Below are 14409 nucleotides of genomic sequence, written 5' to 3'. Positions count from 1 at the left end.
TGCGTTGCCGCCGATGCATTGGCGCATTAACAACGAAAGCTGACAACGAAAAATGCCGGAGACAGCCGCCATGGCCGCGAAATGGGATTTCTGGATCGACCGGGGCGGCACCTTCACGGATGTCATCGGCCGCGATCCGCAAGCGGGGCTGCATCCGCGCAAGCTTCTGTCGGAGAATCCCGAAGCCTATGCCGATGCGGCGATCCAGGGCATCCGCGACCTGCTCGGCGTTGACCCGGGCGCCGCGATCCCGTCCGGGCTGATCGGCGACATCAAGATGGGCACCACGGTCGCCACCAACGCGCTCCTGGAGCGCAAGGGCGACCGCGTGCTCCTGCTCATCACCAAGGGCTTTCGCGATGCGCTGAGGATCGCCTACCAGGCGCGGCCCGACATCTTTGCCAAGGAGATCATCCTTCCCGAGCAGCTCTATGAGCGCGTCATCGAGATCGACGAGCGCGTGCTCGCCGATGGCAGCGTCGAACAACTGCTCGACATCGCCGCTAGCCGGCCCGCGATCGAGCAGGCGAAGGCCGACGGCATCGACGCCGTCGCCATCGTCTTCATGCACGCCTGGAAATACCCCGATCACGAGAAGGCGGTGGCAAAGGTCTGCCGCAAGATCGGCTTCGCCCAAGTCTCGGTCAGCCATGAGGTCTCGCCGCTGATCAAGCTGGTCGGCCGCGGCGACACCACCGTGGTCGACGCCTATCTCTCGCCCATTCTGTCACGCTATGTGCAAAGGGTGGCGGGAGAACTGGGCGCGGCGAGAGATGGCGACCAGCCCCCTCGCCTGATGTTCATGATGTCGTCGGGCGGCCTCACCGCCGCCGACATGTTCCAGGGCAAGGACGCACTGCTGTCGGGTCCGGCCGGCGGCGTCGTCGGCATGGTCGAGACGGCCAAGCTCGCCGGCTTCGAAAAAGTCATCGGCTTCGACATGGGCGGCACCTCCACTGACGTTGCCCATTACGATGGCGAGTACGAGCGCGCTTTCGATACCGAAGTCGCCGGCGTGCGTGTCCGCGCGCCGATGATGCGTATCCACACCGTCGCCGCCGGCGGCGGGTCGGTCCTGCATTACGAGGCTGGCCGTTTTCGCGCCGGGCCCGATTCAGCGGGCGCCAATCCCGGACCCGCCGCCTACCGGCGCGGCGGTCCGCTCGCCGTCACCGACGCCAATGTCATGCTCGGCAAATTGCAGCCGGACTTTTTCCCTGCGATCTTCGGCCCCGGCCAGGACCAGCCGCTCGACGTCGAGACCGTGCGCGCAAAATTCGCGGCCCTGGCCGACCAGATCGGTGACCGCCGCTCGCCGGAAGCGGTTGCCGAGGGCTTCGTCACCATCGCCGTCGCGAACATGGCCAACGCCATCAAGAAGATTTCCGTCCAGCGCGGCTACGACGTCACCGAATATCTCTTGAACTGCTTCGGCGGCGCCGGCGGCCAGCACGCATGCCTGGTCGCCGATGCGCTCGGCATGGAAGCGGTGCTGATCCACCCCTTCTCCGGCCTGCTTTCGGCCTATGGGATCGGCCTGGCGTCGGTCTTTGCCTCGCGCCAGCAGGCATTGCTCAAACCGCTTGCCGAGGAGTCCCGAACCGAGATCGCCAGCCTCATCGCCACCTTGAAAAAGACGGTGATCGCCGAATTGGCCGTGCAAGGCATCGCCGAGGACGCGGTGGCCGCCAAGCCCGTGCTGCACATCCGCTATGACGGCACCGACACGACGCTGCCGGTGAATTTCGAAAGCGACTCGATTTTCCAGGCAAGGCGCGACTTCGAAATCGCCCACAAGGCGCAATTCGGTTTCGTCTATGACGACAAGCCGATGATCGTCGAGACGGTTGGCGTCGAGGCCAGCGAAATCGGCGAGAGCAGCGCCGAGGCCTATGCGCCCGCCGGGCCTGCACGGATTGAAGCCGGCGCTTCCGGAACGCGGCGCATCTACACCGAAGGCCGGTGGCATGAAGCCGGCATCCATCGTCGCGAGAACCTGCGCCCATCCAATCTGGTCGCCGGCCCCGCTCTTATCATCGAACCGAACCAGACCATTGTCGTCGAACCGGGCTGGCGGGCCGAAATCACCAACCTCAACCATGTCGTGATCCGCCGCTCGGAAAAGAAGGCGCGCGCCGCCGCCCTCGGCACCGACGCCGATCCGGTGATGCTCGAAGTCTTCAACAACCTGTTCATGTCGATCGCGGAGCAGATGGGTGTCACGCTGCAGAACACCGCCTATTCCGTCAACATCAAGGAAAGGCTGGATTTCTCCTGCGCCGTCTTCGACCATACAGGGGCGCTGGTCGCCAATGCGCCGCACATGCCGGTGCATCTGGGCTCGATGGACCGCTCGGTCGAAACCATTATCCGGCTGAACTCCGGCGACGTCCACCCAGGCGACGTCTTTGCCTTGAACGCACCGTACAATGGCGGCACGCATCTGCCCGACATTACCGTGGTGACGCCGGTGTTCGACGACGCCCAGAAAGAGATCCTGTTCTGGGCGGCCTCGCGCGGCCACCACGCCGATATAGGCGGCACCGCCCCCGGCTCGATGACGCCGCTCGCCACCACGGTCGACGAGGAAGGGGTGCTGTTCGACAATTTCCGCATCGTCGACCGCGGCAAATTCCGCGAAAAAGAGCTGCATGCGCTGCTCACCGACCATCGTTACCCGGCCCGCAACCCGCACCAGAACATTGCCGACCTCAAGGCGCAGATCGCCGCCAATGAGAAAGGCGTCGCCGAACTGCGCAAGATGGTCGCGCATTTCGGCCTCGATGTCGTCGAGGCCTATATGGGCCACGTCCAGGACAATGCGGCCGAGAGCGTGCGGCGGGTGATCGAGCGGCTGCCCGATACATCGGCCTATGAATATCCCACCGACACCGGCCAGGTGATCAAGGTGAAGATATCGGTCGACCGGCAAAAGCGCGAAGCGACGGTCGACTTCACCGGCACATCGCCCGTCATGAAGAACAATTTCAACGCGCCGGAGCCGGTGGCCCGCGCCGCGGTCCTCTATGCCTTCCGTGTCATGGTCGAGGATATGATCCCGATGAATGCCGGATGTCTGCGGCCCATCAACATCGTCATTCCCGACGGCTGCATGCTGAAGCCCGCCTACCCCGCCGCCGTCGTCGCCGGCAATGTCGAGACCTCGCAGCACGTCACCAACGCGCTGTTCGGCGCCATGGGCACCATGGCCAATGCGCAGGGGACGATGAACAACCTTACCTTCGGCAACAAGAAGTACCAGTACTACGAGACGATCTGCTCCGGCTCGCCGGCCGGCCATATGAACTCCGGCCGCGGCTTTGCCGGCACTTCCGGGGTGCACACCCACATGACCAATTCGCGCCTCACCGATCCTGAAGTGCTGGAACTGCGCTTTCCCGTGGTGCTGGAGGATTTCCACATCCGTAAGGGATCGGGCGGCAAGGGCAAATGGAGCGCCGGTGACGGCACCAAACGCAGCATCCGCTTTCTCGAGAAGATGGAATGCGCGATCCTGTCCTCGCACCGCAACCGCCCGCCTCAGGGGCTGGACGGCGGCGGCGACGGCGAGGTCGGCTCGACCAAGATCCGCCGTAAGGACGGCACGATCGACATGCTGAAGGCCTGCGACCAGACCGTGCTCGAGGACGGCGATGCCGTTATTTTGATCACGCCGACGCCGGGCGGGTTTGGACCCGCCTGAGGGAGCTTCGAGAATTCGCTGCGGCGAGTCAGGTGACGTGGCTTTCGAGAACCGGAGCGGAGCGGACGTCGGAGTCCGCGAGCACCCGAAGCGCGGAAGGCCGCGTCAGATGGCCACCGCAGTAGAATTATCGATGCCTCCGGCTGTCACCGGCCTGTCATGACCCTGGGTTACCCGCTTGCGGCAAAGCAAATGGGGAATCACTTTGTCATGACGGACGTATCCTCGGATCTGGTTTTTCGCCGCGGCAAGGAAGTTGGAAAAGCCGTCTACCAGAACCGCGCGCTTTCGAAAGCCGGCATCTCCGAGCGGCTGTTCGCCTTCCTGTTTTCCGGCCTCGTCTATCCGCAGATCTGGGAAGACCCCGATGTCGACATGGAGGCTATGCAGCTTGGCCAGGGCCATCGCATCGTCACAATCGCTTCCGGCGGCTGCAACATCCTGGCCTACCTCACCCGATCGCCGGCACGGATCGACGCCGTCGACCTCAATGCCGCCCACATCGCGCTGAACCGCATGAAGCTGGAGGCGGTGCGCCGCCTGCCCTCGCAGGGCGACCTGTTCCGCTTCTTCGGCGCCGCCGACACCAGCCACAATTCGCAAGCCTATGACCGTTTCATCGCGCCGCATCTCGATCCGGTCAGCCGCCACTATTGGGAACGCCGCAACTGGCGTGGTCGCCGTCGCATCGGTGTTTTCGACCGCAATTTCTACCAGACCGGCCTGCTCGGCCTGTTCATCGCCATGGGCCATCGCACGGCAAAGTTCTTCGGCGTCAACCCGGCCCGCATGATGGAAGCCAGGAACCTCGGCGAGCAGCGCCGCTTCTTCAACGAGGAACTGGCGCCCGTCTTCGACAGAAAGCTTTTGAAATGGGCGACCTCGCGCAAGGCTTCGCTATTCGGCCTCGGCATTCCGCCGGCGCAATATGATTCCCTGATCACATCAGGCGACGGCACCATGGCCAGCGTGCTCAAGGCTCGGCTGGAGAAGCTCGCCTGCGATTTTCCCCTGGAAAACAACTACTTCGCCTGGCAGGCCTTTGCCCGCCGCTATCCCGAGCCCGGCGAGGCCGCCCTGCCGGCCTATCTGGAAAAGCAGAATTACGAGACCATCCGCGGCAATGTCGACCGCGTCGCCATCCACCATGCCAATCTGATCGAGTTCCTGGCCGGCAAGGATGCGGGTGCCGTCGATCGCTTCATCCTGCTCGATGCGCAGGACTGGATGACCGATGACCAGCTCAACGCGCTGTGGTCGGAAATCAGCCGCACCGCCTCCGCTGGCGCCCGCGTCATCTTCCGCACCGCAGCCGAGCCCAGCCTGCTGCCGGGCCGCGTCTCAACCTCGCTGCTGGACCAGTGGGACTATCAGGACGAGGCCTCGCGCGAATTCTCGGCCCGCGACCGCTCCGCCATCTATGGCGGCTTCCACCTCTATGTGAAGCGCGCCGCATGAGCACGACCGAGCTGCCGGCCAGCCCCGAATTCAAGGCCAATCATGCCGAACTGATGGATGGCGTCTACCGCTGGCAGCGCCACATCTACGACCTGACCCGCAAATACTACCTGCTCGGCCGCGACCGGCTGATCGATGGGCTTGAGGTGCCGCAAGGCGGCACCGTGCTGGAACTCGGCTGCGGCACCGGCCGCAACATCATCCTCGCCGCCCGCCGCTACCCCGATGCCCGCTTCTTCGGCCTCGATATTTCGGCCGAAATGCTGGAGACGGCCGGCAAGGCGATCGACCGCGAAGGCCTGTCAGGCCGCGTCACGCTGGCACGAGGCGACGCCACCGATTTCGACACCGCCGCACTTTACGGCATCGAGCGCTTCGACCGTGTCTTCGTCTCTTATTCGCTGTCGATGATCCCAGGCTGGGAGAAGTCGGTGTCGGCGGCACTGGCCGCGCTCGCCCCCAATGGTTCCCTGCATGTCGTCGATTTCGGCCAGCAGGAAGGCCTGCCGGGCTGGTTCCGTACCTTGCTGCGCGGTTGGCTCAGAAAATTCCATGTCACGCCGCGTGAATCGCTGCGCGAAGTTCTGGAATCGGAATCTCGGCGAACCAGTCTAACCTTCCGTTTCCGCACGCTTTATCGCGGTTATGCCTGGCTGGGCGTGATTGGACCGCACAACCTCACCTCCCCCTCGATGGAGGAGGTCGCGCCGAAGGCGCGGGTGGGGTGGAGCGCTAGGCAGCCCACCCCGGCGCTGCGCGCCGACCTCCCCATCAAGGGTAAAAGGTCCTAATGCAGGGCCTTCACCAGCGCGCCCACCATCGTCTGCGGACGATAGCCGAGCTTGGCCGGCGTCAGCCCCAGCCGCACGATCACCAGATGCTCCGAGGGAATGATGGCGACGGTCTGGCCGTCGTGCCCTTCCATCCAGTAGGTGTCCTTGGGCATGCCGGCCGCGACGCCGGCGCCGGGATTTTCCTCATCGCCCGGCGCCTCGATCCACAACTGGCCCTTGCCGTAGACTTTCGAGGCAGGCGCCGGCTCGCGCATCCAGTCGACGAAGCCGGCCGGCAGCACCTGGTTGCCGTTCCACACCCCACCCTGCAGCAGGAACTGGCCGAAGCGGGCCCAGTCATGCGCCGTGGCGTAGAGATAGGACGAGCCGACGAACGTGCCCTGCTCGTCGGTTTCGAGCACCGCGCTGTGCATGCCGAGCGGCCCGAACAATGCGCTGCGCGGCCATGTCAGCGCCTTGGCCTTGTCGCCGATCGCGTCCTGCCAGAGCCGCGACAGCATCACCGCCGTGCCGCTCGAATAGGTGAACACCTTGCCGACCTCGCCCGCCAGCGGCTTTGATTCGGCAAAGCCCGCCATGTCGGGCTCGAGATAGAGCATGCGCGTGACATCGGCGACGTCGCCATAGTCCTCGTTGAATTCCAGCCCGCTCGACATCGCCATCATGTCGGCAAGGCTGATAGCGGCGCGGCCGTCCGCCTTCCACGGCGCGAACAGGCCCTTGTTGTCGACGGCCATTTTGCCGTCCTTGACCAGCGTGCCGACGATCGCGGCGTTCACTGTCTTGGTCATCGACCAGCCGAGCAGCGGCGTCTTGGCCGAAAAGCCGTCGCCATAGCGCTCAGCGACGACGCGGCCGTTCTTGACCACGACCACCGCGCGCATGCCTGCCCCGGTCAGCGCCGCATCGTCGAGCAGCTTGGCAATCACCGGATCCTGCGATGCCTCGACCCGCTCGCCTTCGGGCCACAGCGTATCCAGGCTGGTTGCCGAAGGCTCGACATGGACCGTCGTGCGCCGCGCCTTGCCGACATCGCCGTCAGGGATCGAGGCGCAGCCCAGCCCATCGCGGGAAACCGCCTCGCTCTTGCCGAGGAAGCCCAGCAGGCCCGCCGAAACCGTTCCCCGGTTCTTGTCGACCGAGACCCGCATCAGCCGCAACAGCGGGTGGCCGGGCGCCTGCACGTCGACGGCAAGCACTTCGTTGGCATCGCGCCCGGCAATGAAGACGTTGGAGCAGACGATCTTGGCCGAATAGCCGGAACCGACACGGATCAGTTCGGGCGGCGCGATGTAGAGCCAGCCAAACAGCCCGGCGACCGCCAGAACGATCAGTCCAAGCAGCCATTTGACGATCTTGACGACGAACCGCATCTGCTTCCTCCCGGGCTTTCGCCCGACCCTTATGTCATCGAATTGCCGCCATTGCTCCCGCAAAATCAGGGCTCCTGTCGAGCGCCGTCAACGGATTATCAACCATGATCGGCGATCACAGGATGCATGTCGCCCAAAAGCGCGCTGCGGTTTTGGGACATGCACAAAAGGGATAGACTGGGCGATGCTGTGGGGCGATCGCCCGGAGGGGGCTCGACCAATCGTCGGCCATCGGTTCACAGACCCATCAGCGACCGGCTGTTTCCGGCTTGGAAGTTGTGATGCGCCGTCTTGCGGCCCTTTTCATGCTGACGCTGCTTGGCGCCTGCTCGACCGTGGACGATCTGTCGCCGCTGTCGCCATCCGGGTCCAGCAGCCCGACGGTCGCCGTGCGTGCTCCCCGCTTCGAGGATTCCAAGCCGCATGAATGGGACAGCGGCGCGCCGTGGAACTATGCCGTTCACGGCACCGACGTTTCCAAGTACCAGACCTCGGTCGACTGGCCGACAGCCAAGGCGAGCGGCATTTCCTTCGCCTTCATCAAGGCGACCGAGGGCGGCGACCGCTTCGACGAGTATTTCAACGAGCACTGGGCGCGCACGAAAGCCGCCGGCGTTCCGCGCGCGCCCTATCATTTCTTCTATTTCTGCACCCCGGCCGCCCAGCAGGCGCGCTGGTTCATCCAGAACGTTCCCGTCGACCGCTCCGCCATGCCGCCGGTTCTCGACATGGAATGGAACCCGAAATCGCCGACCTGCAGGCTGCGTCCCGACGCCGCCACGGTGCGTGCGGAGATGACCACATTCCTCCAGATCGTCGAACGGCACTACGGCAAGAAGCCGATCATCTATACCTCCGTCGACTTCTTCGACGACAACCAGTTGTCGACCTTCCGCGGCTACCCCTACTGGCTGCGCTCGGTCGCCGGCCACCCGCGCGAAAAATACGGCAGCCACCCCTTCACCTTCTGGCAGTACACCGGAACCGGCATCGTCCCCGGCATGACCGGCAAATCAGACATCAACGTCTTCAACGGCTCGGAAGCCGCCTGGAACAAGTGGCTGCGGCAGAACACCCGTTGACGTCTGGTTCAACGGACTATCGTTGAACCGGGCTCAACGGCAGCGAAACTCATGGAACAAGTGGCCGCTGCAGAACACCCGTTGACACCGGTTCAACGGCAGCGAAGCCCATGGAACAAGGGGCTGCCGCAGAAGACCCGTTGACACCGGGCCTGCCGCCTGCTTTTCGACACAGCCAGCGGTAGGGTGCAACCGCCGGTAATTCAGGGCGTTGGGCGTTCAGCCAGCACGACAATGCCCTCTTCGTTCGAAAGGAAGCTGATGCGACTGCGTTCCCAAGCCCTCGCGGCGCTATTCCTGTGCGCCACGGCCTTGCCGGCGATGGCGCAGGAATGCGGCGGCGACTTCGAAACCTGGAAACAGGGCGTGGCGGCGGAAGCCAAGGCGGCCGGTGTCGGCGCCGTCGGTCTCGATGCGCTGGAAGATGCCACCTTTGACGAGCGGGCGCTGGCGCGCGACCGCGCCCAGGGCGTCTTCACCCAGACCTTCATCGAGTTCTCCAACCGCATGATTTCGGCCTACCGGCTGAAGCAAGGCGCGGCGAACATGAAGAAATACGCCGATGTCTTCGCCCGCGCCGACCAGCAGTTTGGCGTACAGGCGCCTGTCATCACCGCCTTCTGGGCGCTGGAGACGGATTTCGGCGCCGTGCAGGGCGATTTCCATACGCTGAGCGCCCTGGTGACGCTTTCGCATGATTGCCGGCGCCCGCAGCTGTTCCGCCAGCAGCTGGTGCCGCTTCTGCAGCTCATAGATCGCGGCGTGCTGCCGGCCGACGTCAAGGGCGCATGGGCCGGCGAGATCGGCCAGACGCAGATCCTGCCTTCGGACTATCTGGCCCGGGGCGTCGACGGCGACGGCGACGGCAAGATCGACCTGCGCAACAGCGTGCCCGATGTGATCATGACCACGGCCAACAAGGTGCTGTCGCGCGGCTGGAAGCGCGACGAGCCCTGGATCCAGGAAGTGCGGGTGCCCGACGAGATGCCCTGGGATCAGACCGGGCGCACCAACAAATTGCCGCTGACACAGTGGGCGCAGTGGGGCATCACCAATCCCGACGGCTCGCCGCTTGTCGACAAGGGCCTCAAGGCAGGCCTGGCGCTGCCCATGGGCCGCAAGGGCCCGGCCTTCCTCACCTATGACAATTTCGACGTCTATCTCGAATGGAACCAGTCCTTCACCTATGCGCTGACCGCGGCCAATCTCGCCGCACGGCTCGCCGGCGCGCCGCCGCTTGATCCGCGCAACCCGGAACAAGGCCTCAACAACGAGCAGATGAAGGCGCTGCAGACCAAGCTCGAGGCCCGGGGCTACGACGTCGGCACGGTCGACGGCATTCTGGGCACCAACACCCGCGAAGCGATCCGCAAGGAGCAGATGAGGCTTGGCCTGCCGGTGGACGGCTGGCCGACATCGGAGCTTTTGGCGAAGCTGTGAGGGGCCGCCAATCTTGAGGCCCTCGCTACCGGCTAGCGCCTGCTCTCCTCGCCCGCACGAAATCGATGAACGCCCGCAAGGCGGGCGGCACGTGCCGCGAACTTGGGTGGTATAGATAGAAGCCCGGAAAGCTGGGCGACCAGGCTTCCAGAAAACGGACCAGCCTGCCTTGCTCGATCCAGGGCCGAACCTGGTATTCGAACATGTAGGCAATGCCCACGCCATCCAGCACGGCATTGAGCATCAGCTCGGTATCGTTGACGGTCAGGCTGCCTTCGACGGCGATTTCCAGGACCCGTTTGCCGCGCGCGAACTCCCATCGATAGAGGTTGCCGCCGCCCGGCCACTGGAATTTGATGCATTGGTGCTGGTGCAGTTCCTGCGGATGACGCGGTACGGTCCGGTTCTCGAGATAGGCGGGAGCGGCCACCGCGGCCATCTGCAAATCCTCGCTCAGTTTCACCGCCACCATGTCCTTCTCCAGCCGCTCGCCGAGCCGGATTCCTGCATCGAACCGGCCTTCGACAATGTCGGCCAGCGTGTCGTCGACGATGACGGTCAGCGCGATATCGGGATAGCTGCGCTGAAAGTCCCCAAGGATCGGCGCGATGAATCGCATCGCGGCGACACGCGGCACATTGATGCGTAGCGAACCCGCCGGCCGGTCGCGCGCCGCATGAACATCGGCAATGGCGCTTTCCAGTTCATCAAAGGCGACGGCAAGCCGCGAAAAAAGCGCATCGCCTGCGGCGGTCGCGGAGACACTGCGCGTCGTGCGGTTGAGGAGCCTGACGCCGATGCGCGTCTCCAACTGCCGGATCGACTGGCTGAGCGCCGGCGGCGACACGCGCAGCCTTGCGGCGGCACGGACGAAACTGCCCTCTTCGACGATGGCGGAAAATGCCTTGAGCTCGGTGAATTCGGATCCGCGCATTATGTATCCGTGGATTAACAAGCCAATCAGATAATAGGTCATTATCTGATCAATTGCATGCCGCTATTTCTCAGCCATCGGCCACATCGCAGGCAAAGCCGCCGGCCAGAATGGTTGAAGGAAATTGATCATGTCCCAGTCTCTGCACGGCAAAACCGCAATCGTCACCGGCAGTTCGCGTGGCATCGGCCGGGCCATCGCCGAAGGCCTCGCCGCCCAGGGCGCTGCCGTCGCCGTCAACTATGTCGGCAACCGGAAAGCCGCCGATGAGGTCGTCGCCGGCATCGCCAGCAAGGGAGGAAAGGCGATTGCCCTCCAGGCCGACATATCAAGCGTTTCCGATGTCCGCCGTCTGTTTGACGAGACCGAGAGCAGGCTGGGCGCAATCGACATCGTCGTCGCCAATGTCGGCGTCGCCGTCATCAAGCCGCTGACCGAGGTGACGGAAGCCGATTTCGACCAGGTCTTCGGCACCAATGCCAAGGGCACCTTCTTCACGCTTCAGGAAGCAGCGCGCCGGGTGCGCGATGGCGGCCGGATCATCGCCGTCTCCACCGGCGGCACGAAGATGTTCTTCACGCAGACGGCGCTCTATCTCGGCAGCAAGGGCGCCGTCGAACAGTTCGTCCGCGTGCTCTCGCGTGAGCTCGGGCCGCGCGGCATCACGGTGAATGCGCTGTCGCCGGGCTTCACCGACACGGACCTGCTTCCAGAGCGCGATCGCGCCGTGGCCGCCGGAATGTCGCCCTTCGGCAGGATAGGCGCGCCGCGCGACGTTGCCGATGTCGCGGTCTTCCTGGCCAGCGACGACGCCCGCTGGCTGACCGGCGAGAACATCCAGGCCGGCGGTGGCGTGGCCTAATCCGCCATCGTCTCCAGGCTGGCGAAGCCCTGCGGCGCGTCGCCTTCGTCGAACGGTGTCGTCACCTCGACGAATGTGTCGGGGTAAAAGCCGTTGAAGCGGGTCCTCAGCGACAGCGAATAGGCGCCGATATGGCCGATTTCGATCCAGTCGCCGGTATCGACGGTTTCCGGCAGCCAGAATGGCCTGGACAGGATGTCGACGGAATCGCAGGTCGCGCCGCAGACCTTGAACGGGACGATGTTTTTTTCAGCGCCATTGCGGGTCCTGATCGCCGGATCGGGGATGAAGCGCGCCGGCAGCGTGATCTTGCCGGTCCATGAATCCGACAGCGATGCCCAGATGCCGTCGTTGATGTAGAGCCGCTTGCCCTTGCGCAGCAGCACGCGCACGATCAGCGACAGGCAGCGCGCCACGATCACCCTGCCCGGCTCGGCCACCAGCGGCATCTGGTCGAACTGATATTCCTTCAGGTCGCCGGAGAGCCGCGACATGATCTGGCCGAGCGAGGGCATCTCGATCTGCTTGCGGTTGGGATCGTGGCCATATTCGGCTGGAAAGCCGCCACCGACATCGAGCCCGGCAATGTCGAAGGTCAGCCGGTTGCGCACCCAGTCGGCCGAGGCCAGCGCCCGCTCATAGGTATCGGGATCCTCGATCTGGCTGCCGACATGGAAACACAGACCGACCTTGTAGCCGGTGCGGTTCAGCCGCTCTGCCAGCTCCACGGCATAGGCCGGCCCGGCGCCGAACTTCTTCGACAATTCGTAGGCCGCCGACCCTCTCGTCTGGATGCGCACGAACACGCTGATCGAGCCAGGGTCGATGTCGAGCGCCCGCACCACCCGCGTCAGCTTGGTGATCTCGTCCTCATGGTCGAGCGAAATGACGCGGATGGCGTACTTCTCCAGCGCCAGCTTGATGTCGGACTGCGCCTTGACCGGGTGCATGTAGAGCATCTCGGCATCGGGAGAGACGGCGCGCACGGCAGCGAATTCGCCGGGCGAAGCGACGTCGAAGGCGGTGACGCCGGCCTCGACCAAGGTCTTCAGCACGATCTGCTCGCCATTGGTCTTGACCGCATAGGCGGTCTTGCCGGGGAACATGCCCATGAACTGCCTGGCATCGGCCTTCAGCACCTGCGGGCGGAAGCAATAGACCGGATCGTCGGGACGAAGCGCCAGTGCCGCCTCGCGGGCATTCTCGAATCGCTGCATTGACGAATCCTCGATCTCGGCTGCGCACAATTAATCCAAGCTAGCGGCTAGCGCATGACCCCGAAAGTCGATTTCGACTTTCGGAAAGGATCATGCGCCAAATATGAGTCTTGCAGCATCCGAGGACGCGCGGCGCTGCAATGAAAACAATTCTGTGTCTCGTGCACCTGACGCCGCGGCGGTAGTCTTGGCAGCGTCGTCTGCCAGCGATCAGGTTTCGGGTGGCGCTTGCCGGCAGACCCGATATGCCTGTGCCTGGCCGGCTGACATTCGAGCCGGCATGTCGGGGGAGGACGATCTACATGGCAATTGCCGCCACATCCGCACCACGCGGACCGATGACCCTCGCCGACTGGGGGCAGTTGCTGCTGCTTGGCGCCATCTGGGGCGGTTCGTTCTTCTTCGCCCGCATCGCGGTGGCGGAGCTTCACCCGCTGGTGCTGGTGCTGTTTCGCGTCGCCATAGCGGCAATCGCGCTGCAGATCTATCTCGGCCTGCGCGGCCCATCCTTCCGCCTTGCCTTTCCACATGCCGGCCTGTTCTTCCTGCTGGCCTTCACCAACAACGTCGTCCCCTTCTCGCTGATCTTCGCCGGCCAGACCGAGCTTGGCGCCGGCGTCGCCTCGGTGCTCAACGCGACGACGCCGTTCTGGACGCTGATCCTCGCCAACGCGCTGACATCGGACGAAAAGCTCTCCTGGAACAAGCTCGCCGGCATTGGGCTCGGCGTCGCCGGCACCGCCGTCATGATCGGTCCCGGCCTGCTCGCCGGGCTTGGCGGCCCTGTCTGGGCGAAGTTCGCGCTGATCGGCGCGTCGCTGTCCTATGCCGTCGCGCTGATGGTCGCCCGGCGATTCAAGGGCGTGCCCTCGCCGGTCATCGCCACCGGGCAGCTGACCGCTTCGACCATCATCATGATACCGGTCGTTCTGCTGGCGCACGGCCCCGCCGGCCTGTTTTCGGCCTCGCCGCCAGTCTGGGCGGCGGTGCTGGCACTGGCGCTGCTCTCCACCGCCTTCGCCTACATCCTCTATTTCAACCTCGTCGCCTCGGCCGGCGCCACCAACGCCTCGCTGGTCACGTTGATCGTGCCGGCCAGCGCCATGCTGCTCGGTTTTCTTTTCCTGGGCGAGCGGCTGGAACTGTTCGAGATCGGCGGCGTGGTGCTGATCGGCCTCGGTCTTCTCACAATCGACGGACGTGTCCTTGGACGGCGTTAGGCGCGAAAATCGAAGCCGACTTTCGCGGCGGTAGCGCTGCCATGACACAGCATCGACACGCCCCCGCCATAATTTATTCACAGGCATGAAGCGGGTTTTTGCCGAAGAGTTTCAACGGCTAACGGCAAAACCAGAGTCGCAAATTTCACAATCACGTCGCAATGCAGCACATTTTCCGCTTGCCTGTGGCACAAATGGACCTAGACTCTCAGGCATAGCTCTTTAAGAGGAGGCTATGTCATGGGACTTACGAGGCCAATCAACGCATTGATGATTTGTGCTGCGTTTGCTTTCATCGGCGCCCTCATTATGGGCGTCCTTCCCTG

General features: G+C 64.1%; 9 protein-coding genes and 1 pseudogene. 7 read left to right on the top strand and 3 right to left on the bottom strand.

What is annotated here, in order from left to right; translation table 11 throughout:
- Positions 1-70 precede the first annotated feature (70 nt).
- The 3 genes and pseudogenes from FJV83_RS10955 to FJV83_RS10945 all read left to right on the top strand — a co-directional run.
- On the top strand, positions 71-3703 hold the full coding sequence (locus tag FJV83_RS10955; protein WP_142885104.1) for a hydantoinase B/oxoprolinase family protein: 3633 nt from the start codon (positions 71-73) through the stop codon (positions 3701-3703).
- Between the two features lie 159 nt (positions 3704-3862).
- Positions 3863-5161, top strand: a complete 1299-nt coding sequence (locus FJV83_RS10950; RefSeq protein ID WP_095787732.1) for a DUF3419 family protein — start codon at positions 3863-3865, stop codon at positions 5159-5161.
- Positions 5158-5829, top strand: a pseudogene (locus FJV83_RS10945) (class I SAM-dependent methyltransferase); the annotation flags it as partial. The gene FJV83_RS10950 and the pseudogene FJV83_RS10945, both read left to right, overlap by 4 nt.
- A 119-nt stretch (positions 5830-5948) precedes the next feature.
- Here FJV83_RS10945 and FJV83_RS10940 read toward each other — a convergent pair.
- Entirely contained in the window at positions 5949-7328 is a 1380-nt protein-coding gene (locus tag FJV83_RS10940; RefSeq protein WP_142885103.1) for a serine hydrolase, read from the bottom strand.
- Positions 7329-7609: 281 nt separating this feature from the next.
- On the opposite strand from FJV83_RS10940, the gene FJV83_RS10935 reads away from it, so the two are divergent.
- A complete protein-coding gene (locus tag FJV83_RS10935; RefSeq protein WP_095773927.1) occupies positions 7610-8410 on the top strand; it encodes a GH25 family lysozyme in 801 nt (266 codons plus the stop codon).
- A gap of 261 nt (positions 8411-8671) precedes the next feature.
- Entirely contained in the window at positions 8672-9850 is a 1179-nt protein-coding gene (locus tag FJV83_RS10930) for a lytic murein transglycosylase (RefSeq protein WP_095787834.1), read from the top strand.
- Positions 9851-9875: 25 nt separating this feature from the next.
- On the opposite strand, the gene FJV83_RS10925 is transcribed toward FJV83_RS10930, so the two are convergent.
- Positions 9876-10784 (bottom strand): LysR family transcriptional regulator, encoded by a 909-nt coding sequence (locus tag FJV83_RS10925; protein ID WP_095773926.1) that lies wholly within the window; start codon positions 10782-10784, stop codon positions 9876-9878.
- 130 nt (positions 10785-10914) lie between these two features.
- Here FJV83_RS10925 and FJV83_RS10920 point away from each other — a divergent pair, with 130 nt between their 5' ends.
- Complete coding sequence (locus FJV83_RS10920) at positions 10915-11646, top strand: SDR family oxidoreductase (RefSeq protein ID WP_142885101.1); 732 nt, start codon at positions 10915-10917, stop codon at positions 11644-11646.
- Here FJV83_RS10920 and FJV83_RS10915 read toward each other — a convergent pair.
- On the bottom strand, positions 11643-12863 hold the full coding sequence (locus FJV83_RS10915) for an alanine racemase (protein ID WP_142885100.1): 1221 nt from the start codon (positions 12861-12863) through the stop codon (positions 11643-11645). The genes FJV83_RS10920 and FJV83_RS10915 overlap by 4 nt on opposite strands.
- A 302-nt stretch (positions 12864-13165) precedes the next feature.
- Between FJV83_RS10915 and FJV83_RS10910 the strand changes: the two genes are divergently transcribed.
- Positions 13166-14083: a DMT family transporter gene (locus tag FJV83_RS10910; protein WP_095773924.1), complete on the top strand. Its 918-nt coding sequence runs from the start codon at positions 13166-13168 to the stop codon at positions 14081-14083.
- The last annotated feature ends 326 nt before the right edge of the window (positions 14084-14409 follow it).

Source organism: Mesorhizobium sp. WSM4307, from assembly GCF_007003945.1.
Lineage (GTDB): Bacteria > Pseudomonadota > Alphaproteobacteria > Rhizobiales > Rhizobiaceae > Mesorhizobium.
The sequence above is the reverse complement of the archived record's forward strand: the minus strand, read 5'-3'. Positions and strand labels throughout refer to the sequence as shown.

Excerpts from the sequence above, each read along its gene's own strand:
- FJV83_RS10955 (WP_142885104.1), top strand. The coding sequence starts at position 71 with ATGGCCGCGAAATGGGATTTCTGGATCGACCGGGGCGGCACCTTCACG.
- FJV83_RS10950 (WP_095787732.1), top strand. The coding sequence starts at position 3,863 with ATGACCCTGGGTTACCCGCTTGCGGCAAAGCAAATGGGGAATCACTTT.
- FJV83_RS10940 (WP_142885103.1), bottom strand. The coding sequence starts at position 7,328 with ATGCGGTTCGTCGTCAAGATCGTCAAATGGCTGCTTGGACTGATCGTT.
- FJV83_RS10935 (WP_095773927.1), top strand. The coding sequence starts at position 7,610 with ATGCGCCGTCTTGCGGCCCTTTTCATGCTGACGCTGCTTGGCGCCTGC.
- FJV83_RS10930 (WP_095787834.1), top strand. The coding sequence starts at position 8,672 with ATGCGACTGCGTTCCCAAGCCCTCGCGGCGCTATTCCTGTGCGCCACG.
- FJV83_RS10925 (WP_095773926.1), bottom strand. The coding sequence starts at position 10,784 with ATGCGCGGATCCGAATTCACCGAGCTCAAGGCATTTTCCGCCATCGTC.
- FJV83_RS10920 (WP_142885101.1), top strand. The coding sequence starts at position 10,915 with ATGTCCCAGTCTCTGCACGGCAAAACCGCAATCGTCACCGGCAGTTCG.
- FJV83_RS10915 (WP_142885100.1), bottom strand. The coding sequence starts at position 12,863 with ATGCAGCGATTCGAGAATGCCCGCGAGGCGGCACTGGCGCTTCGTCCC.
- FJV83_RS10910 (WP_095773924.1), top strand. The coding sequence starts at position 13,166 with ATGGCAATTGCCGCCACATCCGCACCACGCGGACCGATGACCCTCGCC.